General features: G+C 72.8%; 24 protein-coding genes. 17 read left to right on the top strand and 7 right to left on the bottom strand.

All coding sequences use genetic code 11. From position 1 onward, the window contains the following. Positions 1 to 114: 114 nt before the first annotated feature. From J4709_RS41450 to J4709_RS41435, 4 genes are all read right to left on the bottom strand, one after another. Positions 115 to 1,095, bottom strand: coding sequence for a GNAT family N-acetyltransferase (locus J4709_RS41450; protein ID WP_208250302.1), 981 nt, complete (start codon positions 1,093 to 1,095; stop codon positions 115 to 117). Between the two features lie 78 nt (positions 1,096 to 1,173). Beyond that, positions 1,174 to 2,157, bottom strand: coding sequence for a methylmalonyl Co-A mutase-associated GTPase MeaB (gene meaB, locus J4709_RS41445; protein WP_208250301.1), 984 nt, complete (start codon positions 2,155 to 2,157; stop codon positions 1,174 to 1,176). Next, positions 2,154 to 4,367 (bottom strand): methylmalonyl-CoA mutase, encoded by a 2,214-nt coding sequence (gene scpA / locus J4709_RS41440; RefSeq protein ID WP_208250300.1) that lies wholly within the window; start codon positions 4,365 to 4,367, stop codon positions 2,154 to 2,156. Before scpA ends, meaB begins: the two co-directional genes overlap by 4 nt. Further along, positions 4,364 to 6,187 (bottom strand): methylmalonyl-CoA mutase subunit beta, encoded by a 1,824-nt coding sequence (locus tag J4709_RS41435; RefSeq protein WP_208250295.1) that lies wholly within the window; start codon positions 6,185 to 6,187, stop codon positions 4,364 to 4,366. Before J4709_RS41435 ends, scpA begins: the two co-directional genes overlap by 4 nt. Before the next feature lie 120 nt (positions 6,188 to 6,307). On the opposite strand from J4709_RS41435, the gene J4709_RS41430 reads away from it, so the two are divergent. The 3 genes from J4709_RS41430 (at position 6,308) to J4709_RS41420 (ending at position 8,016) form a co-directional block, all read left to right on the top strand. After that, positions 6,308 to 7,486, top strand: coding sequence for an acyl-CoA dehydrogenase family protein (locus J4709_RS41430; protein ID WP_208250293.1), 1,179 nt, complete (start codon positions 6,308 to 6,310; stop codon positions 7,484 to 7,486). Positions 7,487 to 7,621: 135 nt separating this feature from the next. Beyond that, positions 7,622 to 7,831 carry an HGxxPAAW family protein gene (locus J4709_RS41425; RefSeq protein ID WP_151542630.1) on the top strand — a complete coding sequence of 70 codons (210 nt, stop codon included), beginning with the start codon at positions 7,622 to 7,624 and terminating at the stop codon, positions 7,829 to 7,831. 2 nt (positions 7,832 to 7,833) lie between these two features. Further along, the gene (locus tag J4709_RS41420) at positions 7,834 to 8,016 is read left to right on the top strand and encodes a hypothetical protein (RefSeq protein WP_151542631.1); all 183 of its coding nucleotides are present in this window, start codon (positions 7,834 to 7,836) and stop codon (positions 8,014 to 8,016) included. Positions 8,017 to 8,021: 5 nt separating this feature from the next. Here J4709_RS41420 and J4709_RS55165 read toward each other — a convergent pair whose 3' ends face one another. After that, positions 8,022 to 8,153, bottom strand: coding sequence for a hypothetical protein (locus J4709_RS55165; protein WP_269757588.1), 132 nt, complete (start codon positions 8,151 to 8,153; stop codon positions 8,022 to 8,024). A gap of 192 nt (positions 8,154 to 8,345) precedes the next feature. Between J4709_RS55165 and J4709_RS41415 the strand changes: the two genes are divergently transcribed. Together J4709_RS41415 and J4709_RS41410 are read left to right on the top strand one after the other, a co-directional pair. Beyond that, a complete protein-coding gene (locus J4709_RS41415; protein WP_208250290.1) occupies positions 8,346 to 9,440 on the top strand; it encodes a carboxylate-amine ligase in 1,095 nt (364 codons plus the stop codon). A gap of 85 nt (positions 9,441 to 9,525) precedes the next feature. Beyond that, positions 9,526 to 10,476, top strand: a complete 951-nt coding sequence (locus J4709_RS41410; protein ID WP_232384849.1) for an anti-sigma factor RsbA family regulatory protein — start codon at positions 9,526 to 9,528, stop codon at positions 10,474 to 10,476. 7 nt (positions 10,477 to 10,483) lie between these two features. Here the strand turns inward: J4709_RS41410 and J4709_RS41405 are convergent, their stop codons facing one another. After that, positions 10,484 to 11,428, bottom strand: coding sequence for a phosphotransferase (locus tag J4709_RS41405; RefSeq protein ID WP_208250288.1), 945 nt, complete (start codon positions 11,426 to 11,428; stop codon positions 10,484 to 10,486). After that, the gene (locus J4709_RS41400) at positions 11,373 to 12,353 is read right to left on the bottom strand and encodes a DMT family transporter (protein ID WP_307802011.1); all 981 of its coding nucleotides are present in this window, start codon (positions 12,351 to 12,353) and stop codon (positions 11,373 to 11,375) included. The genes J4709_RS41405 and J4709_RS41400 overlap by 56 nt, the downstream gene beginning before the upstream one ends. 80 nt (positions 12,354 to 12,433) lie before the next feature. Here J4709_RS41400 and J4709_RS41395 point away from each other — a divergent pair, with 80 nt between their 5' ends. The 12 genes from J4709_RS41395 (at position 12,434) to J4709_RS41340 (ending at position 21,271) form a co-directional block, all read left to right on the top strand. Further along, positions 12,434 to 13,366: a LysR family transcriptional regulator gene (locus J4709_RS41395; protein WP_208250474.1), complete on the top strand. Its 933-nt coding sequence runs from the start codon at positions 12,434 to 12,436 to the stop codon at positions 13,364 to 13,366. A gap of 137 nt (positions 13,367 to 13,503) precedes the next feature. Further along, the gene (locus J4709_RS41390; RefSeq protein WP_208250283.1) at positions 13,504 to 13,950 is read left to right on the top strand and encodes a hypothetical protein; all 447 of its coding nucleotides are present in this window, start codon (positions 13,504 to 13,506) and stop codon (positions 13,948 to 13,950) included. Between the two features lie 89 nt (positions 13,951 to 14,039). Continuing rightward, a complete protein-coding gene (locus tag J4709_RS41385) occupies positions 14,040 to 14,588 on the top strand; it encodes a GNAT family N-acetyltransferase (protein WP_208250282.1) in 549 nt (182 codons plus the stop codon). A gap of 90 nt (positions 14,589 to 14,678) precedes the next feature. Continuing rightward, entirely contained in the window at positions 14,679 to 15,155 is a 477-nt protein-coding gene (locus tag J4709_RS41380; protein ID WP_208250280.1) for a hypothetical protein, read from the top strand. Continuing rightward, positions 15,152 to 15,439, top strand: coding sequence for a hypothetical protein (locus J4709_RS41375; protein WP_208250278.1), 288 nt, complete (start codon positions 15,152 to 15,154; stop codon positions 15,437 to 15,439). Before J4709_RS41380 ends, J4709_RS41375 begins: the two co-directional genes overlap by 4 nt. Next, positions 15,436 to 16,728 (top strand): hypothetical protein, encoded by a 1,293-nt coding sequence (locus J4709_RS41370; protein WP_208250276.1) that lies wholly within the window; start codon positions 15,436 to 15,438, stop codon positions 16,726 to 16,728. The genes J4709_RS41375 and J4709_RS41370 overlap by 4 nt, the downstream gene beginning before the upstream one ends. Beyond that, positions 16,725 to 17,549 carry a hypothetical protein gene (locus J4709_RS41365; RefSeq protein WP_208250274.1) on the top strand — a complete coding sequence of 275 codons (825 nt, stop codon included), beginning with the start codon at positions 16,725 to 16,727 and terminating at the stop codon, positions 17,547 to 17,549. Before J4709_RS41370 ends, J4709_RS41365 begins: the two co-directional genes overlap by 4 nt. Before the next feature lie 24 nt (positions 17,550 to 17,573). Then, on the top strand, positions 17,574 to 17,828 hold the full coding sequence (locus J4709_RS41360; RefSeq protein ID WP_208250272.1) for a hypothetical protein: 255 nt from the start codon (positions 17,574 to 17,576) through the stop codon (positions 17,826 to 17,828). A 127-nt stretch (positions 17,829 to 17,955) separates the two neighbouring features. Continuing rightward, positions 17,956 to 18,303, top strand: a complete 348-nt coding sequence (locus J4709_RS41355; protein ID WP_208250270.1) for a DUF3846 domain-containing protein — start codon at positions 17,956 to 17,958, stop codon at positions 18,301 to 18,303. A 71-nt stretch (positions 18,304 to 18,374) separates the two neighbouring features. Continuing rightward, positions 18,375 to 18,932 carry a hypothetical protein gene (locus J4709_RS41350; RefSeq protein ID WP_208250261.1) on the top strand — a complete coding sequence of 186 codons (558 nt, stop codon included), beginning with the start codon at positions 18,375 to 18,377 and terminating at the stop codon, positions 18,930 to 18,932. Positions 18,933 to 19,070: 138 nt separating this feature from the next. Continuing rightward, positions 19,071 to 19,967, top strand: coding sequence for a phosphoadenosine phosphosulfate reductase domain-containing protein (locus tag J4709_RS41345; RefSeq protein WP_208250259.1), 897 nt, complete (start codon positions 19,071 to 19,073; stop codon positions 19,965 to 19,967). Next, positions 19,964 to 21,271 carry a hypothetical protein gene (locus J4709_RS41340; protein ID WP_208250253.1) on the top strand — a complete coding sequence of 436 codons (1,308 nt, stop codon included), beginning with the start codon at positions 19,964 to 19,966 and terminating at the stop codon, positions 21,269 to 21,271. Before J4709_RS41345 ends, J4709_RS41340 begins: the two co-directional genes overlap by 4 nt. The last annotated feature ends 77 nt before the right edge of the window (positions 21,272 to 21,348 follow it).

Raw genomic sequence — 21,348 nt, 5'->3', positions numbered from 1 at the left:
TCCCCCGTTCGCGGGCGCGGCCGGTGCCGCGCTCCGAGGGTTCCAGCGTGTCCGCCGGCGCGGCCGGGCGGAATCAGAACACGATTCTGTGGATAAGCCGAAGGGGGAAGGGGGTCAGGGCAGGGCGGAGGTGGGCGCCTGGTACTCCAGGGACTCGCGCTCGACGCGGAATCCCAGCTCCTCGTTCACCGCGATCATGTGCTCGTTGTCGCCCGAGTTGTCGGTCTCGATCTCGCGGACCTCGGGGCGCTCCACCGCGAGCCACTCGAGCATGGCGGCCTTCACCCAGATGCCGATGCGGCGGCCGCGGTGCTCGGGCGCGACGGCGGTGTCGTACTGGGCGGCGCGGCCGGCGGCGTCGTGCGGGACGACGACCTCGGTGAACCCGGCCACGACCGTGCCGGAGGCGTCGAGCGCCGCGACGGTGTAGAGGTCGTCGCCGCGCTTGGCGACCACCTCGGCCGTCTCGCGGACGCGGTGCGCGTCCCAGGGGGCGCCCTCGTACTCGGCGAGGTCGGCCATGGCGTGCTTGGCGTGCGCGAGCGCGGTGGCGTGCTCGTCGGGGACGACGCCCTGCCAGCGGATCAGCCGGTACCCCGGCGGGCCCGCGGCGACGAGCCGGGCGACGCGCTCGGCCGGGACCTCGTCGAGCCGCAGCAGCATGCCGCGCAGCACCAGCACGCACTCGAAGCCGTGCGACTCCAGGAACGGGACGGCGGGGGTGCCCGCGTGGACCTGGGCGATCACGCTGGAGCGGCCGTCGGCGCGCAGGCCCCCGGCGGCGGAGGCGAGCAGCCGGCGGCCGAGGCCGCGGCGGCGGTGCCCCGGCCGGACCTGGATGTCGATCTCCGCGGGACGGTCCGCGCCCGGCTCGCCGGGCAGCCGCAGCGCCGCGACGGCGGCCAGCGCGCCGCCGTCGGCGACCGCCCACAGCCGCTGCCGCGAGCCCCGGTCGCCGCCGAGGAGCCGCTCGGCCGTCTGCTCCGGCTCCGGCGCCGGCTCGCCCGCCGGGTCGGCGGCGTGCACGGCGGACAGCACGGCGTGCCACTCCCGGATCTGCGCGTCCGTCGGATCATCGAGCGCGATGACGTCCATCCGACTGTTGTACCTGATCCCCGTGCGCCGCGACCGGGCACCCGGGCAACCCGGGTTTCCGGACGCCCGGAAGCCCGATCAGCGTCCGCGCGAGAACGCCTCCAGGATGCGCTCGGCGGCGAGGGCGGGGGTGAGCGTCCCGTCCGCGACGCTCTTCTCCAGGCCGGGCGCGAGGTCGCGGACGGCGGGGTGCGCGTGCAGTTCGCCGAGGAGCCGCTCGCGGACCATCGCCCACGTCCAGCCGACCTGCTGGCGGCGCCGGCGCGCCTCCAGCTCGCCGGACTCGCGGAGCCGCTCCTGGTGCCCGACGATCTCGTCCCACACCTCGTCGAGGCCGGTCCCCTCGCGGGCGCTGCAGGTCAGGACGGGGGTGGCGCGGGTGCGCTCGTCGCTGCGCAGCAGCCGCAGCGCGCCCGCGAGCTCGCGGGCGGCGCGCTTGGCCTCCATCTTGTGGTCGCCGTCGGCCTTGTTGACCGCGATGACGTCGGCCAGCTCCAGGACGCCCTTCTTGATGCCCTGGAGCTGGTCGCCGGTGCGGGCGAGGGTGAGGAACAGGAACGAGTCGACCATCTCGGCGACGGTCGTCTCGGACTGCCCGACCCCGACCGTCTCGACCAGGACGACGCCGTACCCGGCGGCCTCCATCACGACCATCGCCTCGCGGGTGGCCTTGGCGACGCCGCCGAGCGTCCCCGCCGTCGGCGAGGGGCGGATGAAGGCGTCCGGGTCGGCGGCGAGGCGCTGCATGCGCGTCTTGTCGCCGAGGATGCTGCCGCCGGTGCGGGTCGAGGACGGGTCGACGGCCAGCACCGCGACCTTGTTCCCTTCCCCCGTCAGCTTCGTGCCGAGCGCGTCGATGAACGTGGACTTGCCGACGCCCGGCACCCCGGTGATCCCGACGCGGCGGGCGTTCCCGGTGTGCGGGGACAGCTCCACCAGCAGCCGCTGCGCCAGCTCCCGGTGGTCGGGACGGGCCGACTCGACCAGCGTGATCGCGCGCGCGATCCACGCCCGCGACCCGTCCCTGACCCCGGAGACGTAGTCCTCCAGGCCGGGCCTCACCGCGCGGAGTGCCCCAGCGCGGCGGTCAGCTCGTCCAGCAGCCCGATCGCCGCGTCGGCGAGCACGGTGCCGGGCGGGAAGATCGCGGCGGCGCCGGCGGCGCGCAGCTCGTCGAAGTCCTGCGGCGGGATGACGCCGCCGACGACGATCATGATGTCGTCGCGGCCGAGGGCGGCCAGCTCCTCGCGCAGCGCCGGCACCAGGGTGAGGTGGCCGGCGGCGAGCGAGTTGACGCCGACGATGTGCACGTCGGCCTCGACCGCCTGCCGGGCGACCTCGCCCGGCGTCTGGAACAGCGGGCCCACGTCGACGTCGAAGCCGAGGTCGGCGAAGCCGGTCGCGATCACCTTCTGGCCGCGGTCGTGGCCGTCCTGGCCCATCTTCGCGACGAGGATGCGGGGCCGGCGGCCCTCCTCCTGCTCGAACGCGGCGGTCGCGGCGCGCGCCTTCTCGATGCTGCTCACCTTGCCCGCCTCTTCCCGGTACACGCCGGAGATCGTACGGATCTGCGCGGCGTGCCGCCCGTACGCCCGCTCCAGCGCGTCGGAGATCTCGCCGACGGTCGCCTTGGCGCGGGCGGCGCCGATGGCGAGCGCGAGCAGGTTGTGGTCCAGGTCGGACGGGCGGGTGCCGTTCTCGGCGGCCTCCGCCGCCGCGGTGATCGCGCCCAGCGCGGCCTGCGTCGCGGTCTCGTCGCGCTCCTCGCGCAGCCGCCGCAGCTTGTCGATCTGCTGCGCGCGCACGGAGGCGTTGTCGACCTTGAGGACCTCGATCCGCTCCTCGGCGTCCGGCCGGTACTTGTTGACGCCGATGACGGGCTGGCGGCCGGAGTCGATGCGGGCCTGGGTGCGGGCCGCGGCCTCCTCGATGCGCAGTTTCGGCAGGCCCTCGTCGATCGCCTTGGCCATGCCGCCGGCCTTCTCGACCTCGGTGATGTGGCCCCAGGCGCGGCGGGCGAGGTCGTAGGTGAGGCGCTCGACGTAGGCGCTGCCGCCCCACGGGTCGATCGTCCGGGTCGTCCCGGACTCCTGCTGGAGCAGCAGCTGGGTGTTGCGGGCGATGCGGGCGGAGAAGTCGGTCGGCAGCGCGAGGGCCTCGTCCAGCGCGTTGGTGTGCAGCGACTGGGTGTGGCCCTGCGTGGCGGCCATCGCCTCGACGCAGGTGCGGGCGACGTTGTTGAACACGTCCTGCGCGGTCAGCGACCAGCCGGACGTCTGCGAGTGCGTGCGCAGCGACAGCGACTTGGGGTTCTTCGGGTCGAACTGCTTCACGAGCTTCGCCCACAGCAGGCGGGCGGCGCGCAGCTTCGCGACCTCCATGAAGAAGTTCATGCCGATCGCCCAGAAGAACGACAGGCGCGGCGCGAACGCGTCGATGTCCAGGCCCGCCTCGCGGCCCGCGCGGATGTACTCCACGCCGTCGGCGAGGGTGTAGGCCAGCTCCAGGTCGGCGGTGGCCCCGGCCTCCTGGATGTGGTAGCCGGAGATCGAGATGGAGTTGTACTTCGGCATCCGCTGCGAGGTGTACGCGAAGATGTCGGAGATGATCCGCATCGACGGCGCCGGCGGATAGATGTAGGTGTTGCGGACCATGAACTCCTTGAGGATGTCGTTCTGGATGGTCCCCGCGAGGCCCTCCGGCTTCACCCCCTGCTCCTCGGCCGCGGCGATGTAGAGCGCCAGGACGGGCAGCACCGCGCCGTTCATGGTCATCGACACGCTCATCTTGTCCAGCGGGATGCCGTCGAAGAGCTGCCGCATGTCGTAGATGGAGTCGATCGCCACGCCCGCCATGCCGACGTCGCCGGACACCCGCGGGTGGTCGGAGTCGTATCCGCGGTGGGTGGCGAGGTCGAACGCGACGGACAGGCCCTTCTGCCCGGCGGCGAGGTTGCGCCGGTAGAAGGCGTTGGACTCCTCGGCGGTGGAGAACCCGGCGTACTGGCGGATCGTCCACGGCTGGGTGGCGTACATCGCCGGGTACGGGCCGCGCAGGTACGGGGCGACGCCCGGCAGGGTGCCGAGGAAGTCGAGGCCGGCCAGGTCGTCGCCGGTGTACAGCGGCGGGACGCCGATGCCCTCCGGGGTGTCCCAGGTGTGCGCCTCGGGCTCCTTGCCGGTGGCGTCGGCGACCGCGGCGCGCCACCGCTTGGCGGCCTCGTCGGCGGGGGGCGCCGTCCCGAGCTCGATCTCGGTGAAGTCGGGGATCATTCGTTCACTCCCAGATCGTCGAGGGTGGTCTCCAGCGCCTCGATCGCGTCGCATCCGGCGTACACGCGGGCGTCGACACCCTCGTAGGTTCCCTTACCCGCCAGCCAGACCTTCACAGCACCGGCGTCCTTGAGCACCCGTGCGGCTTCGGCGGCCTGCTCCTCGTACAGCCGGTCGCTGGAGCAGATGCAGGCGACGGTCGTGGCGGACGCCGCGAACTCCTCGGGGGCGCCGGTGACCGTCTCGATGCCGCCGGCCTGGAACAGGTTGGCGGCGAACGAGGCCCGCACCGTGTGCACGGCGATGGGGCCGAGCGTGGCCAGGAACACCTTCGGGCGGGCGCCGTTGGCCTCGGCGTGGGCGTCGGACCGGTCGCGGAGCGCCTCGAAGTCCTGCGCGTACGTCACGACCGGCAGACCCCCGCCGGGGCGTGCCGGGGCGGCGTCGCGCTCGGGCAGCTTCTCGGCGAGGTTGGGGAACTCGCTGACGCCGGTGAGGGGCGCCTTGCGGCGGGCGAGGTCCTTGCGGCGGCGCGCCCAGGTAGCGGCGATCCGGTCGGCGACCAGGCCCGATCCGAGGGCGGCGGCGAGGCCGCCGGCCTTCTCGATCTCGGTGAACCAGGTCCAGGCGGCCTGCGCGAGTTCCTCGGTGAGGCTCTCGGCGTACCAGGATCCGCCGGCGGGATCGACGACGCGAGCGAGGCTGGACTCCTCCAGCAGCAGCGTCTGGGTGTTGCGGGCGATGCGGCGCGCGAAGTCGTCGGGCAGGCCCAGGCGGGCGTCGAACGGCTGGACGGTGACGGCGTCGGCTCCGCCGACCCCGGCCGCGAACGTCGCGACGGTGGTGCGCAGCATGTTCACCCACGGGTCGCGGCGCGTCATCATCGCCGACGAGGTGACGGCGTGGATCTGCGCGGACGTCCCGTCCGCGGCGCCGCTGACCTCGGCGACCCGGGCCCACAGCCGGCGCAGCGCGCGCAGCTTGGCGATCGAGGAGAACTGGTCGGCGTTGACCGCGACCCGGAACTCGATCTGCCCGAGCGCCTCGTCCACGCTCAGCCCGGCGCCGGTGAGGGCGCGCAGGTAGGCGACGCCGGCGGCGACCACCGCGCCCAGTTCCTCGGCGTCGCTGCCGCCCGCGTCGTGGTACGGGGTGCCGTCCGCGACGACCGCGCGCAGCTTCGGGAACTCCCGGACGCACCGGGCGGCCAGCGCCGCCGCGTCCTCCAGGGAACCGGCGGTGCCGGTGCGGGCCTGCAGGCCGAGCGGGTCGGCGCCGAGGTTCCCCGACGCGGCCGGCTGGTTCCCGCGCTCGGTGACCAGCGCCAGGAACGCCTCGGCGGCCTCGGCCGCCCGCTCCCCGGCGTCCAGCACGACCGGGGCGAGGTCGAGCAGCACGCCGCGCAGGACCTCCGGCAGCGCGGCGACGGGCGTCCCGCCCTCGCCGAGCCGCAGCCAGACCGAGGTCGCGCCGTTCTCCAGGTCGGCGAGGACCGCCTCGCGCGTCACGGCCGGGTCCGGGTGGGCGTGCGGCTGCCGGACGTCCCAGCCGGCGAGGCCCTCGCCGTCGGGCCGGACCTCGCGGACGCGAGGGGCGAGCCCGGGGCGTCCGGGCGGGGCGTCGTCGCGCGTGTAGAGCGCGGCGATGGGCACTCCGTCGTAGGACTCGCGAGTCAGCAGGCCCTCGATCTCGCCGAGAGGGGTCTCCTCGGTCGCCGCGCCGGACTTGCGCAGCACCCCCTTCACCATCTCCCGCCACCGGTCCCGCTCGGCCGGGGGGAAGGCGGCGGCCAGTTCGAGTTCTTCAGGCGGCACCGTCATGCCCTGGATGGTAAGCGCACGCCTACACCGCGTCGGAGGCCGGGTCCCGGTCACCAGAACGGCCGGGAGGCCCGGTTCCGCCGCCGGTTAGGGGTCCCGGCTCAGGGAAGAGGCAAGCGCATGACGCTGGACGCACTGCCGGGTGACCTGTACCACATGCAGGACCTGCTCGACGAGCACGAGAAGGAGATCGTCGAGCGGGTGCGCGCCTTCCTGGAGGCGAAGGTCGCGCCGATCGCCAACGACTGCTGGGCGCGCGCGGAGTTCCCGTTCGACCTCGTACCCCAGTACGGCGAGCTGGGCATCGCGGGCCTCGGCTACGACGAGTGCCCCGGCGAGAGGCCGAGCAGCCTGCTCACCGGGTTCCTCGCGATGGACATGGCGCGCGTCGACCCGTCCCTGGCCACGTTCTTCGGCGTGCACACCGGGCTGGCGATGGGCAGCATCGGCCGGTGCGGGTCGCCGGAGCAGCGCGAGCGGTGGCTTCCCGCGATGGCGCGGATGGAGAAGATCGGCGCGTTCGCCCTGACGGAGCCGGAGGGCGGGTCGGACGTCGCGTTGGGGCTGCGCACCACCGCGCGGCGCGACGGCGACTCCTGGGTGCTGAACGGCGCCAAGCGCTGGATCGGCAACGGCACGTTCGCCGACCTGATCGTCGTGTGGGCCAGGGACGAGGCCGACGACCAGGTCAAGGGGTTCGTCGTCGGCAGGGACGCGCCCGGCTTCACCGCGACCCGCATCGAGAACAAGATCGCGCTGCGGACCGTGCAGAACGCGGACCTGACGTTCGAGGACTGCGCGGTCCCCGAGTCGGACCGGCTGCCCGGCGCCGAGGGGTTCAAGGACACCGCCGCGATCCTGCGCCGCACCCGCAGCGGCGTCGCCTGGCAGGCGGTCGGCGTGATGCTCGCCGCGTACGAGATCGCCCGCGAGTACGCGGTGGGCCGCGAGCAGTTCGGGCGGCCGATCGCCAAGTTCCAGCTCGTCCAGGACCTGCTGGTCAAGATGCTCGGGAACGCGACGGCCTCGCTCGGCATGGTGGTGCGGCTCGCGCAGCTGCAGGACGAGGGGCTCTACCGCGACGAGCACTCCGCGCTCGCCAAGGCGTACTGCACCAGCCGGATGCGCGAGGCGGTCGGCTGGGGGCGCGAGCTGATGGCCGGGAACGGGATCGTCCTCGACTACGACATCGGCCGGTTCGTCGCCGACGCCGAGGCGCTCTACTCCTACGAGGGCACCCGGGAGATCAACACGCTGATCGTCGGCCGCGCGGCGACGGGGCACGGCGCGTTCGTCTGACGGCGCGCGGCATGCCGCGCCGTACCGGCACCCGGCGCAGCCCGGCGGGCAGGGCGTTGCTAGAGTTCGGCGTCGAGGACCCGATCACGAACGGGTCCCCCGTCCCCCACCGAACGCGGAAAGAGAAGACTGCGCATGTCGACTGGCAGCCACGCCGGACGCCCGAAGTCCTGGATCGCCGTGGCCATCATCTTCGTCGGTTTCGTCATCGGCGGCGTGGGCATCGTCATGGGCCCCGACTGGATCGTGTTCGGCGCGGGCGCCGCGGTCGCCGTGATCGGCGGGATCATCGCCCTCGCGGTCGACATCATGACCGACGTCGTGGTCGACGACCCGCGCCAGTAGCCGTGTTCGGACGGCCGCCCATCGAGGAGCGGATCGCGGCCCGCCAGCGCGAGCGCGGGCCGCTGAAGCCGGGGACCGTGTTCCCTCACGGCCCCGCGAAGATGCTGTTCTTCTTCGGCATCGGCGTCGTGGTGGTCACGCACGTCATCGCCCTGTCGATGTACTTCGTCGACAAGGGTCCCTGAGACGGTCAGCGACGGTCCCGGTCGAGGCCGTTGTGCGGGCCCCTCCTCCGGCCGCCGAAGTAGAACAGGCCGACGAGCACGAGAACCACGATCGCCAGTACCAGTAGCAGCACGCCGATCGAGGTCGAGCCGGTCATCCGGACCACCTTCCTTCGTCGTTGCGCGGCGTCCCTCCCTTCGACGCTGCCCACTGAGCGGCGAGTCAAAAGAAGGTCAAGAAGATTCCGCCGCCGGGACGCGGCCACCTCCGGCGGGTGCGAAGCGGGCCGCGAGAACGTACCGTCGTAGTGACGCGGCCGCCTGCGAGCCCCCGACCCCGAGGTGGTGGGATGGCCCTGCGAATGGGAATCGAGGAGGAGTACTTCGTCGTCGATCCCGGTTCCCGGGAGGTCGTCCCCCGTGCCGCCGCCGTGGTGCGGCGCGCGGAGCGGGCGCTCGGCGAGCGCGCCTCCACCGAACTGGTCGACTTCCTGGCCGAGGCGAAGACCCCGCCCTGCGACGACCTGGACAAGCTCGAGGAGCAGGTCGGGTCGATGCGCGCCGCGATGGCGGACGCGGCGGCCGCCGAGGGGGTGCGGCTGGCCGCGACCGGCACGCCCGTGCTCGGCGACCTCGTGCCGGCGCCGATCAGCGCGGGCGCCCGCTACGCCGAGAGCCTCGCCGTCTACCGGGCGCTGGACGACGAGCAGAGCATCTGCTCCTGCCATGTCCACGTCGAGATGCCCGACCGGGAGCGGGCCGTCGCGGTCAGCAACCATCTGCGGCCGTGGCTGCCGACGCTGCTGGCGCTCGCGGCCAACTCGCCGTACTGGGCGGGCCGCGACACCGGGCACGCCTGCTGGCGGGTGATGGCGTGGGCGCGCTGGCCGGTGGCGGGCCCGCCGCCGTACTTCGAGTCGTACGCGCACTACGAGGAGCTGGTCGGCACGCTGCTCGGCTGCGGCGCGCTGATGGACACCGGGACGATCTTCTGGGACGTCCGGCCGTCGGCGCGGCTGCCCACGGTCGAGGTGCGGCTCGGCGACGTGGCGCCGACCGCGGCGGACGCGTCGGTGTTCGCGGCGCTGATCCGCGCGCTGGTCGAGACGTCGGTGCGGGCGGTCGAGGCCGGGGAGCCCGCGCCCGGACCGTCGCAGGAGATGCTGCGGGCGGCGTACTGGCTGGCGGCCCGCGACGGGCTGGCGGGCGACGGCGTGGACGTGTGCACGGGCCGCCCGGCGGCGTTCCGGGCGCTGGCCGGGGACCTGCTCGCGCACGTCCTGCCCGCGCTGCGCGACAGCGGCGACCTGGACCGGGTCGCGGCGGGCGTACGGCGGCTGATCACCGGCGGGACGGGCGCCGAGCGGCAGCGCGCCGCGTACCGCCGCAGGGGCCGGCTCACCGATGTGGTGGACGCCGCTCTCCTCCGCACGCGCGACCTATGACATGATTCACCCGTTTTCACCTGCTCGTTCGCGGGTAACCGTGGGAGTGAACGGCGTTCACTGACGGCTTGGGGGCCAGGAGGACATGGATCCGGACGGCATGGATCCGTACGGCACGGCTCCCGAAGGCCCCTTCGCTCACCCCGCCCTGTTCTACCGGAGCGACGAGGAGTACCTGGCCGGCACCGTCCCGTTCGTGCGCACCGGGCTCGACGCGGACGAACCCGTGGCCGTCGCCGTCCCCGGCCCGCGCCTCGGGGTGCTGCGCGAGGCGCTCGGCGGCGCCGCGGCGGACGTCCGGTGGCTGGACATGTCCGAGGCGGGCCGCAACCCGGGCCGCATCATCCCCGGCGTGCTGCGCGAGTTCGCCGACCGGCACGCCACCGGACGCGTCCGCATCATCGGCGAGCCGATCTGGCCCGGCCGGACCGGCACCGAGTACCCCGCCTGCGCCCAGCACGAGGCGCTGATCAACCTCGCGTTCGCCGGCCGCGAGGTGTCGATCCTCTGCCCCTACGACGTGGCGGGTCTGGACGCCGTCGTGATCGCCGACGCCCGCGCCACCCACCCGGTCCTGATCGACCGGGACGGCGAGCGCGCCAGCGGCGACTACGCGCCCGGCCGCGTCATCAGCTCCTACAACCGGCCGCTGCCCGAGCCGTCCGCCGCCGCGCGGATGACCTTCGACCTCGACGCGCTCCCCCGCGTCCGCGAGTTCACCGGCCGGTGGGCGCGGCACCTCGGCCTCGGCGAGGAGCCCGCGGGCGACCTGGAGGTGGCCGTGCACGAGCTGGCCGCCAACTCCTGCCTGCACGGCGGCGGGAAGGGGACGGCGCGGATCTGGTCCGAGGACGGCCAGGTCGTCTGCGAGGTCAGCGACGCCGGCACCATCGCCGACCCGCTCGCCGGGCGGCGCCCGGCGGCGATGAGCCCGGCCGGCGGGCGCGGGATCCTGCTGGTCAACCATCTCGCGGACCTCGTCCGGATGCACACCGGCCCCGGCGGCACCGCGATCCGGGTGTACATGCGGGTCTGAGGCCCGCTCAGCCGGCGAGGGCGCGGCGCATGCCTGCGAGCGCCTCGGCGAGCAGCGCCGCGCGTCCGGTGGAGGCGGCCCATTCGGCGAGCGTCGCGCTGAGGTTCAGCGCCAGCACCCGCGCGGCGGCCTCCCGGTCCGGCGGGACGGGACCGTAGGCGGCCAGCAGCGCGGCCCGGGCGGCGCCGGCGAACCCGGCGTAGGCGATCGCCAGGTCGACGGCCGGGTCGGCCAGGCAGACGTCGCCCCAGTCGATCACTCCGGCGGCGCGTCCGTCCGGGTCGAGCAGCAGGTGCCGGACGTGCAGGTCCCCGTGGACGATCACCGGTTCGCCGTCCGGCGCGGCCCGGTGCCGCGCGTCGTCGAGGAGGTCCGTCAGGGCGCGGTCGCGTTCCCAGACGCCGAGGCGGACCAGCGAGTCCAGCCGGGGGAAGGTGCGCGCGGCGCGGACGGCCGGGTCGGCGCGGCCCATCGGGTCGTGCGGCAGCCCGCCGGCCGCCGCCGCGGCGAGCGCCGGGTCGTGCAGGGCCCGCAGGAAGGCGCCGACCTGTCCGGCGAGGGCCGTCCGGTCCTCGTCCGGCGGCCTGACCTCGGCGAGTTCGCGGCCGGGGATCATCCGCGCGCCCCAGAACGGCCAGGGGAACTCCGCCGACGGCCCGGCGGCGAACCGCGGCACGGGGACCGGCAGCGGCAGGTGCGGGGCGACGGCGGGGAGCACCGCGATCTCGCGTTCGACGCCCGCGACGGCGATCCGCCTGCGCGGGAAGCGGAACACCCATGCGCCGCCGACCAGGAAGACCGTGTTGTCCCAGCCGGTGGCGAGGGCCTCGACCGGCGCGCCCGCCAGTTCGGGGAACCGGGCGGCGATCAGTGCGGCCGCCGCGTCCGCCTCCACCTCATGTTCGGCTTCCCACTCGGGGGCGGGCGGCGGTCCCTGCGGCGGAGTCGTCACGCCGATGAACCGTACCCGGCGGCGACGGCGCACGCTCGCCCTCGGACCGCTCGCCCTCGGACCGCTCGGCACGGGGACGTCCGGCCAGCCGGACCGCCGCGAGGACGAGCGCGCAGCCCGCGATCTGCACGATCCCGGGGCGCTCGCCGAGCACCGCCGCACCGAACGCGACGGCGAGGACCGGTTGCAGGAGCAGCAGCGTCCCGCCCTCCTCCGCGCGCAGCCTCGGCAGGGCGGCGCCGATGAGCATCCACCCGCAGACCTGGCCCGTCATCGAGAGGGCGGCGAGCCAGCCCAGCGCCGCCCAGCCCGGCGTCAGGTCGACGCCCTGCCACGGCGCGCCGAGCGCGACCGCCATCGCGCCCGCGCCGCAGGTCGACAGCAGGACGGGCTGCGCCCGGTGGCGCTGGCCCCGCCCCGCGACGCGGGTGAGGAACAGGTAACCGGCGTAGGCGGCACCGGCGGCCGTCCCGAACGCGATGCCCGCGACCGGGTCCGAGCCCGTCCCGTGCCCGGCGAGCCCGCCGGCGAGCGCCACCCCGGCCAGCATCACCGGGACGGCGAACGCGAACCGCCGGGACGGGCGCTCGCCGGACACCGCGAAGGCCAGCAGCGGCACCACGACGACCTGCACGTTCACCAGGACGGTCGCGATCCCCGCGCCGACCCGCTCGATCGACGCGCCCCACAGCACCAGGTCGGCGCCGAGCAGGAGCCCGGCCGCCACGTCCACCGCCGCGCGCCGCCGCGGCCCGGCGCGGCGCCGCTCCCACAGTGCGAGCGGCGCCAGCACCGGCAGCGCGAGCGCGCAGCGGAACAGCGCGGCCGTCCCCGACGAGACGCCGGACAGCCGGAACAGGATCGCCGAGACGGAGATGAACGCGGCCCCGGCGATCGCGAGCAGACGCGGGTCGATCCTTCGCACGGCCTCCACGCTGCCGCGCCGCACCCATTAGCACAAGCGAATGTTCGTTAGCGCGAATCGGTAGGATCACTACCGTGACGATGAATCTCGAACGGCTCCGGGCGCTGCACGCGGTCTCGGTGCACGGATCGATCGCGGCGGCGGCCGAGGCGTTGCACGTGACGCCGTCCGGCGTCTCGCAGCAGCTGGCCAAGCTCGAACGCGAGACCGGCCATGCGCTGCTCGAACCGCAGGGGCGCGGCGTGCGCCTCACCCGCGCCGGGCACGTCCTCGCGGGGCACGCCGCGCGGGTGCTGGCGCAGCTGTCGGCGGCCGCCGCCGAGCTGGACGGGCTGCGCGAGGACGCGGCCGGGCCGGTCCGGCTCGGCGCGTTCGTCACCGCCGCCCGGTCGGTGCTGCCGCCCGCCCTCGCGGCGCTGCGCGAACGGCACCCCGGCCTGTCCCCCACCCTCCAGGAGGGCGAGGCGGAGAACGTGCTGCCCGCCCTCGCGCGCGGCGACATCGACGTCGCGATGGTGGAGAGCTGGGACACGCTGCCGACCCCGTTCCCCGCCTCGGTGTCGAACCTCCCGCTGTCCTCGGACGTCATCGACCTGGCGCTCCCGGCCGCGCACCCGCTCGCCCGGCGCCGCACCGTCGACCTGCACGAGCTGCACGGCCTGCGGTGGGCTGGCTGGACGGCCGGCGGCACCTGCGAGCGGCAGCTCGTCCAGACGCTGCGCGAGCACAACGCCGAGCCCGAGATCGTCTGCAACGTCGCCGACTACCCCACCCAGCTGGCGTTCGTCGCCGCCGGGCTGGCCGCGGCGCTGATCCCCCGGCTCGGCCGCGACCCCGTCCCCGCCGGCGTCCGGATGCTCGCCACCCGCCCGGTCGTGCGCCGCAAGATCTACGTGGCGTGGCGGACGGAGGCGGCCGGGCCGGCCGTCGACGCGTGCGTCGAGGCGCTGCGGGCGGCCTCCGAGCACTTCATGGAGGACAGCGCACTTCACGGCGCACACCGCACTCCATAGACGTCCGGCCGGGCCCGGAGGACCGCCCGGCGGGACGCGGCGAGCCGTGGCCGAGACTTGACCGCTCCTTCAGGTGTAGCGCGCCGCCCGCGGGAATGAATGCTGCGCCCGGAATCTCCCGATCGTTATGGGGAACGATGCGTTTTCTTGCTCGCGCGCACCAGATGCCCGTCCGGCTGATCGTGGGCGCGTTCGTCCTGAACTCGGGCCTGTCGAAGCTGAAGGGCGACGAGGGGACGGCCGACTACATCCACGGCACCGCCAAGACCGCCTACCCGTTCCTGGAATCGCAGGACAAGGGCGAGTTCACCCGCAACCTCGGGGCCGCGGAGGTCGCGCTCGGCGCCGCGCTGATCACGCCGCTGGTGCCGACGCTGGTCGCGGGCGCGGCGCTCACCGCGTTCGCGGGCGGGCTGACCGGCCTCTACCTGCGCCTTCCCGGCATGCGCGAGGGGCTGCGGCCGACCCAGCAGGGCATCCCGCTCGCCAAGGACTCCTGGCTGTTCGGGATCGGCGCCTCGCTGGTGCTGGAGGAGCTGGCCCGGGCCCGCGAGCAGCGCCGCACCCGCCGCACCCGCCGCTGACCGCCGCGGGCCGGCCCGGGACCGCCGGCGCGCCTTGACGCGGGTGCCGCGGCCCGGCGAGGATCGGCGCGTTCCGAGGAGGCCGCGCCATGACGTCAGAGTCCCAGCCGTCCCCGCTCGTCCGCGCGGCGGGCGGACCCGACGCCGGCGCGATCGCGGCGGTGCTCGGCCGCGCGTTCGACGACGACCCCGTCTGGCGCTGGATCCTGCCCGACGAGGCGTCCCGCGTCCGCCGGCTGACCGGCGTCTTCGGCATCCTGCTGCGCCAGGTGCACCTGCGGCACGAGGGCAGCGAGGCGGCCGGACGCGGCCCGGACGTGGAGGCCGCCGCGCTGTGGGACCCGCCGGGCCAGTGGCGCGTCCCGTTCGGCGCGCAGGCGGCGCAGGCCGTGCCGCTGATGCGCGCGCTCGGCCGCCGGGTGCCGGCGGCGCTGCGCGCACTCGGCGAGATCGAGAAGCACCATCCGCCGGAGCCGCACTGGTACCTGGCGGTGCTCGGCACCGACCCGCCCGCGCAGGGCAACGGGCTCGGCGCGGCGCTCCTGCGCTCGCGGCTGGACCGCTGCGACGCCGAGGGCGTCCCGGCCTACCTCGAAAGCTCGAAAGAGCGCAACGTAATTCTCGTCTGTACAGGATAATGACGTAGGGCCCGTTCCCTGCGTCTGGTGCAGACGAAGGGAACCCGACCCGATGCGTATCCGCTCCTCCCGCGCCTACGTGGCAGCGGTATGAGCCGCTCCCAGCTCCTCCTGGACAGCGAGCCCGCAACCCCTCAGCAGCTCGTCGGCGCCACCGCCGACCTCACCACCCGCCAAGGCGCCCAGTACACCGCCGAGCTGATCCGCGGCTACCACGCCGGCCGGCTGGTGCTGCGGCCCGCCGGCGTCTGGGTCCAACTCGACGCCGCCGACATCATCGCGGCCGTCACCCACGATGCCACGCCGCACGCCGACACGCGCACCGTACAGCTCCCCGACCGCGGCACCTCCCGGTCCTACGAGGGCATCACCATCCGCACGGTCACGCTGGTGTGGGCCTGCCCCGCCTGCGACCGCCCGCGCGGCGAACCCCGCAAGAGTCGCCTCCCCGAGGACGGCGAGCACTACTACGTCCACACCTGGAGCAACGCGTGCGGCCACAACGACCTGTACGCGCGCTGCCTGGTCGAGGCCGGTTGCCACCCCGCCCGGCCGGTGGACGCGTGACCACCACCGAGAAGCCGGCCGGACGGATCGAGGAGATGACCGTCCGGGTGCCCGACTACGGGCCGGGACTGCGCGCCCGGCCCCTGAGGGTCACCACGGTGACGATCAGGACTCGATGCCCCCGCTGCGGAGGTCCGCGAGGCAAGCCCTCCCCGGCGCTGCGCGGCATGCGTGGCCAGACCCACGAGGTCGACATCTGGACCAACCCGTGTGGACACGTCGACCTGAACGCCGACGTGCTGATCGAGGCGGGCGTCCACCCGCCCTACGAGGACCGGACATGATCACCGATCGCACCACCGACGCTCTCGCCGTGCCTGGCGCACAGGTGGGAGAACGCGTCGTTCTCACCGCCCCCACCGGATCCGCCAGACACGCCGGTGTGCTGCTCCCGCCTCTCCAGGACGGTGAGCCGCACCGAGTCCACACCGACAAGGGCAAGGTGCTGCGCCTGGACGGAACGTGGCTCGCAGCCCCGGAACGGTCCACCTCCGACCGGCGCCGGGATCGGCGCCGCCAGTACTGCGACGACGGCCGGCCGATCTACCGCCACGGCGACCTCCCTTCGGGGCAGCTGGCGACGCGAACGATGCTGCGACAGCGGTTCCGGCGCCGCCCCGCCGACGGGCAGGAACCGATTGCGTCGTACATGGCCTACAAGGGGTATGCGCCGTTGTACGCGGTCGCCGACGCCGAGAAGCTTCCCGCGCTGCCGCCTGCCCGCAAGGCCGCTTGGGACCAGGCCCGGACCTGCGCCCGTTGCAACGCCGTCCAGGCCGCCCCCTACGCCAAGGGCGTCGACGACCGCCGTTACTGCAGCAGTTGCCTCGAACCGGCGGCCGCTGCCTGGTGGTACGGGGAGCGTGTCGCCGGTCGGGTGGCGGCCGGCGCCTGGGCGGCTGATCTGCTCGCTGATGTGCGCCGCGCCCCGGAGAAGGTGGCGTTGGTTTACCTGGGGTACCCGACGTCGGTGATGTCGCAGGACATCCTGGCCGAGACGTGGGACGGGGAAGTGCTCCTGTCCGCGAGGGTGTGCGAAAGCGACGCCTTCTTCCGCAAGGGCAAGGATTCCCGTCCGGCCGACCTCGCCGAAGCGTTCGGGAAGCTGGGCGGGCGCCGGCTGATCAGCTGGCGCGGTGACGAGTACTGGCTGTCTCTTCTGCAGGAGACGATGCGCGAGCACTCCGGCGACCTCGGCCTTTCGTTCGCCGGCGGGCACGTCGGACCGCACTGGGACGAATGGCGCGCCGAACGCAGCCCGCACCTCGTCGAGCCCTGCCCGTTCCGGACCGAGCATCGGCTGCACCGACAGGAACCGCCGTCGTGGCGCCCGCCGGAGCTTCTCGCCTACGTACGGCATGCGGTGACCGAGATGGCGACCCGCGCCAGCTACTGGTGGCGAGCGACCTGCCTGGACACCGAATGTGGACTGGCGCTGCCGTTCGGCAGCAGCGCCTCCAGCGACCGATGGGCCGAACGGCACCACCGCAAGACCGGCCATATCGTCGGCCACACCACCGAAACGGGCACGACCCTTCCCGACCTCGTCCACCTCGAAGGACGGGCATCGTGACCAACGCTCCCTACCTGGTGACGATCACCGACAAGCTCGACCGGGTCCTGGTACGTCTGCGCTGGCAGTCCCCGAACCGGTACGAGGTGCTGTCGCCCCGCCACGACGTGCTCGGCGTCCTGTCCCACAACGACGGATGGTCGGTGTTCGGCGACACGGCGACCGAAGTCCCGGTGGTGTCCGGCCCGGACGTGTTCGCTTTGGCGGTCGGCTGGGCCGCCGAGCATGCCCGGCTCCTAGCTGCGCTCCCCGAGGGCGCGCCCGCCCGCGTGGGGCGTGTCTGGACGTGCACCGCGGGGCAAGGTACCTATCCCGAATGGTGCAGCCGCCACGTCACGCACTTCTGGTGCCGCGTCTGCGATGGATGGTACGGATCACCGCACAGCGGCATGTCCGGCCCCGGCCTCCACAGTGTGGGTTCTGCGCACGGCCGAGACAGGGCAGTCGCCGAGGAGTGCGCGTGCCGACCCTGTGAGCGGTTGCTGGCGTCCGGGCCGCGACCTGCAATCACCCAGGGCGCGCTGGATGCCGCCGTCGCAGCCGTCCAGGCACACCCGTCCAGCAGCTTCCTGGCCCCCTGCGAGGACCTGGCGCGCACGGCCTTGGCGGCCGCCGTGCCGCACCTGGACAGCGGCTTCGCCGAGCGCGTTCACGGTCTCGCCGACCAGGTCCAGGCCCTGATCAAAGACCTGCGCAGGGAGGCGGATCTGGCGTCGCTGCGGGACGTGTCGGATCCAACCGGTATCGAGCTGAGGCGCCGGTTCTGCGGTCGGCTAGAGGCGATCTTGACCTCGCCGGCCGCCGCGAACGGTGATGCCTGATCGGTTCGTGGAGAGGAGGACGCCGTGGCGACGCTGATCGCGGTCTATCTCGGGCGGACGACCGTTAATCGGTGCGACCTCAAGTGCTATGGAGCACGCACCGAGGTCGCTGAGTGTGAGTGCATCTGCGACGGCATGAACCACGGGGTCGGGTTGGCCCGCGCGGAAGCGAACACGCGGGCCAGCTCGCAGGACTGGATTGCGGCGTCGCGCGCGAGCGGGCTTGAGTTCGACGGGGTGGAGGTGTGCGTGGGGGCGCAGGCAGAGCCGCTGTTCTGAGCAGGTGCGCGTGCCGGCCAGCCCTTATGAAAGCCAATCAATTTTTCATCCAAGTTTGACTTGACATGATTATTGGATTGGCTATGGTGGGTTGCAGTTGATCACCCCGGAGCACACAGGAGCCCCCATGCCAACCTGTTTGGTCATCAGGCCGGACGGCACCACCCAGTGGGAGAACCTCCCGACGGACACCCACGAGCGGCTTGCGGCCATGTACCAGGCCATCGGCGGCAGCTGCCGGACGGTGGAGCCGATCCAGCTGGCCGGCGAGTTCGACATGTGGTTCGACGAGGACGGCCTTTACACCCAGGTGGCCAACCCGCTCGCGACCGCCATCGCCAGCGCCTTCGGCTTCATCTGGCAGCCGTTCCACGGCGCCGCGATCGTCACGGCCCCCGACTGCGGAGACGGCCCTCCTGACCTCACCCACCAGCAGCGAGCCGTGCTCATGACCATGGTCGCCTGCGCGGGCTGACCTCCATTGCTCCCGTGCCTGTGTGCCTGCCGACGACAGGCACACAGGCACGGGTCTCAGAGAGAGGCTTCATGCTTACTTCCAAGGATCACGCCCGCATCAACGAGCTCCTCGACCAGCTCGCGGGCGTCTTCGATGTCGAGAGCCGGGACAGTCTCCTTCGGGGGTTCCGGAGGCTGCAGAACAGCGTGGGAACCGGCATGGACTGCACGGAGGATGCCCGGTCTCTAGCCGGGAGCCTTCGGAGCACCGCCGCCCTGGTCGATGCGCTACGACAGGTCACCTGCCCTGCGACCTCCGCGTGCGGCTGCTCGGAGTCGGCGAGGATCGTTGTCAGCGGCGTGACTGTGGCTGGGCACCAGGCCGCCTGCCAGCACAGCGAGCCCTGCATCTACCACTGGCGCGCTGGCGAACACCTGGCCCTCGGGACCCTGGCCGACTACGCGCGAGCGTGGGAGGTCTCGGCCTACGACGACTCACGCGCCGAACTGGGCACTGAGCTTCGCACCGCCCACGAGGCTTACATGCTCAGCATCGAGAGCCGCGGCGCCGACGACCAGGACTACATGCACTACCGGCTGGCCGTCGGCAACGAATCGGTTGAGGTCCGTATCGACGGCCGAGCCTGACCTCTCCCCGTGGGCCTGGACACCTCACCCGCCGGTGTCCAGGCCCTGCCCATTCTTGAAGGAGCGCTCATGGTCCACCGTGACCATCGGGGCCGGGTCATAGCTCGGCCTCGGCCTACTGGAGACGCCCTGTTCGCGGTGCCTCCGAAGACCCCGGAGTATCCGGACCTGAACCTGGCCAGCTACCGGAAGGTGCTGGTGAACATGTCCGGAGGCAAGGACAGCGCGGCAGCGCTCATCGCCACGGTCCGCGCGGTGCGCGAGGCCGGCTTGCCCCTGGACCTCATTGAGACGGTCTTCGCCGACCTCGGCGAGGACGATGAGTGGCCCGGTGCCAGAGAGCTGGTTGCCACCCAGGCAGCGCACTACGGTCTCCGCCACCACGTGGCCTTCCGGCAGATCGACGACGGCGAAGGCGGCAAGCGGCAGCAGGGCCTACTCGAATTCATCGGCGGACGTTGGCAGCAGATGTGGCCGCTTCCGCAGCAGCCCTACTGCCGCAGCGAGATGAAACGGTCCCCCATCAGCACGGTCAAGACCCGGATCGTCCGCGACATCCGCGAGGCCGATAACACGGTCGAGCCCGTGCGGATTCTGGAGGTCATGGGTATCCGGGCCCAGGAGTCCGCGCCGCGAAGGAAGCAGCGTGCGTTCTACCACCGCCGTGCCGACTCCAACGGCCGACGTCACGTGGACGTGTGGCTCCCCGTGCACCACCTGACCGAGGAGCAGGTGTGGGCCACAGTCGACGAGGCCGGCATGCCCTGGCACTGGGTGTACTACTACATGGCCCGGCTGTCGTGCCGGATGTGCATCGTGGCGCCGCCCGAGCAGCTCATCATGTCCGCGCGCCTGGACCCGGACGGTGCGCGGGCCCGCGCCGAACTCAGCGACCGCATGGGCCACAGTTTCCAGCTCGGGCTGAACCTGTGGGACATCATCGCCGAGGCCGAAGCCCGCGGGCCGGTCTCGACCGACATGCTCACCGCCGCGCAACTCGCCGAACTGGAGTCGATGCGGACGGTGGCGGCATGAGCACGCTGCTTGAGATCCCCGGCCTGGTCATCCCCTCTGCGGAGCCGCGTGCAGCACAGGACATTGGATGGTGGGTGATCTCCTGGGGTCTCGGAGTCGACAGCACAGCGATCTTGCTTAGGCTCTGCGAACTCTTGGACGAGATCGCGGCCGGCACAAGGCAGAGCCTCGATGAAGCCGACAGCGGCACCGAGGTGCAGCCGGCGTTCTCCGCGGACTTCGACCTCGATCGGCTGGTGGTCGTCACGGCGATGACCGGCTCGGAGTGGCCTATCCACCGGACCCTCGCTGAGCGTTTCGTGCTTCCGAGGTTGGCACGGCACGGGATTCGGTTCGTGCAGGTCGCCCGCTCCGGCCCTCGCAAGGCCGACGGCATCAGCATCCTCAGCGACTCCCGCGCCCCCACAGAGTTGCACATGGACGGCGACTACCGCCTGTTCGACGAGATGGTCACCGCGGGCACCATCCCTCAGCTCGGCGGCGCCCGTAAGTGCTCGCAGAAGGCTAAGGGCGTCCCTGCCGACGAAGCGATCGCGCTGGTCACCGGCGGTGGATCTTATCGACAGATCATGGGGTACGAGGTCGGCGAGTCGTCCAGGTGCGCCAAGGACACAGGCGCCAACACCCCGAACCGGACCGGCGTTTACCCCCTGGTGACCTGGGGGTGGACGCGAGAGATGTGCGAGATCTTCATCCACTCGCGGACGGGGGTCTGGTGGCCGAAGTCGGCGTGCACGTTCTGTGTCTACAGCTTGGCGAACCGCGCCGGGAGGGGTCGGGTGTTGGCCGGGTTCGCTGCCGAGCCGGCGTTGGCGTGGGAGTCGCTGCTGATGGAGACGGTGGCGCAGGGGCTCAATCCGTCACAGACGCTGATGGCGGGTGAGGCCCTGTACGACCTCATGGAACGCACTCCGGGGCAAGAAGAGGCGCTGAGGATGTTCGACGCCCGCGTGGAGGCCGGGCGATGGGCGCTGGTCGAGGTTCAACGAGCGGTCACCGGTCCCGGCCGCGCCACGCGGAAGCTGACCGTCCATGGTGAAGGCTCCCGCGATGAGTGCTCGCGAGTGCTGGTCGAGGCGGCGCGCCGCATCGGGGAACGGGTGGAGCGGGCGGGACGCCACTCGCGGCTCTGGCTGGAGCGCCGGACGGCGGGTGTGTTCCCGACCGCAGAGCACTTCCTCGTGGTGGTTCCCGCGACGGTGAAGTCGAAGACGGGACCAGGGTTCGAGCGGGCGTGGCTGCGCGCCACGGCGGCCACGGCGTTGCCAGGTGGCTTGCAGGGGGTCTTCGAGCTGGCCGGCTGACGCGTCCCGCGCGGGCCGGCCGGCCCCTCACAACCCAACAGATTCAATCCAAGTTATACTTGACATGTTTATTTGAT

This window comes from Actinomadura violacea (assembly GCF_017573465.1).
GTDB classification, from domain to species: domain Bacteria; phylum Actinomycetota; class Actinomycetes; order Streptosporangiales; family Streptosporangiaceae; genus Spirillospora; species Spirillospora violacea.
This window is presented reverse-complemented; position numbering and strand designations above follow the sequence as displayed.

Excerpts from the sequence above, each read along its gene's own strand:
- J4709_RS41450 (WP_208250302.1), bottom strand. The coding sequence starts at position 1,095 with ATGGACGTCATCGCGCTCGATGATCCGACGGACGCGCAGATCCGGGAG.
- scpA (WP_208250300.1), bottom strand. The coding sequence starts at position 4,367 with ATGATCCCCGACTTCACCGAGATCGAGCTCGGGACGGCGCCCCCCGCC.
- J4709_RS41435 (WP_208250295.1), bottom strand. The coding sequence starts at position 6,187 with ATGACGGTGCCGCCTGAAGAACTCGAACTGGCCGCCGCCTTCCCCCCG.
- J4709_RS41430 (WP_208250293.1), top strand. The coding sequence starts at position 6,308 with ATGACGCTGGACGCACTGCCGGGTGACCTGTACCACATGCAGGACCTG.
- J4709_RS41425 (WP_151542630.1), top strand. The coding sequence starts at position 7,622 with ATGTCGACTGGCAGCCACGCCGGACGCCCGAAGTCCTGGATCGCCGTG.
- J4709_RS55165 (WP_269757588.1), bottom strand. The coding sequence starts at position 8,153 with ATGACCGGCTCGACCTCGATCGGCGTGCTGCTACTGGTACTGGCGATC.
- J4709_RS41415 (WP_208250290.1), top strand. The coding sequence starts at position 8,346 with ATGGCCCTGCGAATGGGAATCGAGGAGGAGTACTTCGTCGTCGATCCC.
- J4709_RS41410 (WP_232384849.1), top strand. The coding sequence starts at position 9,526 with ATGGATCCGGACGGCATGGATCCGTACGGCACGGCTCCCGAAGGCCCC.
- J4709_RS41395 (WP_208250474.1), top strand. The coding sequence starts at position 12,434 with ATGAATCTCGAACGGCTCCGGGCGCTGCACGCGGTCTCGGTGCACGGA.
- J4709_RS41390 (WP_208250283.1), top strand. The coding sequence starts at position 13,504 with ATGCGTTTTCTTGCTCGCGCGCACCAGATGCCCGTCCGGCTGATCGTG.
- J4709_RS41385 (WP_208250282.1), top strand. The coding sequence starts at position 14,040 with ATGACGTCAGAGTCCCAGCCGTCCCCGCTCGTCCGCGCGGCGGGCGGA.
- J4709_RS41380 (WP_208250280.1), top strand. The coding sequence starts at position 14,679 with ATGAGCCGCTCCCAGCTCCTCCTGGACAGCGAGCCCGCAACCCCTCAG.
- J4709_RS41370 (WP_208250276.1), top strand. The coding sequence starts at position 15,436 with ATGATCACCGATCGCACCACCGACGCTCTCGCCGTGCCTGGCGCACAG.
- J4709_RS41355 (WP_208250270.1), top strand. The coding sequence starts at position 17,956 with ATGCCAACCTGTTTGGTCATCAGGCCGGACGGCACCACCCAGTGGGAG.
- J4709_RS41350 (WP_208250261.1), top strand. The coding sequence starts at position 18,375 with ATGCTTACTTCCAAGGATCACGCCCGCATCAACGAGCTCCTCGACCAG.
- J4709_RS41340 (WP_208250253.1), top strand. The coding sequence starts at position 19,964 with ATGAGCACGCTGCTTGAGATCCCCGGCCTGGTCATCCCCTCTGCGGAG.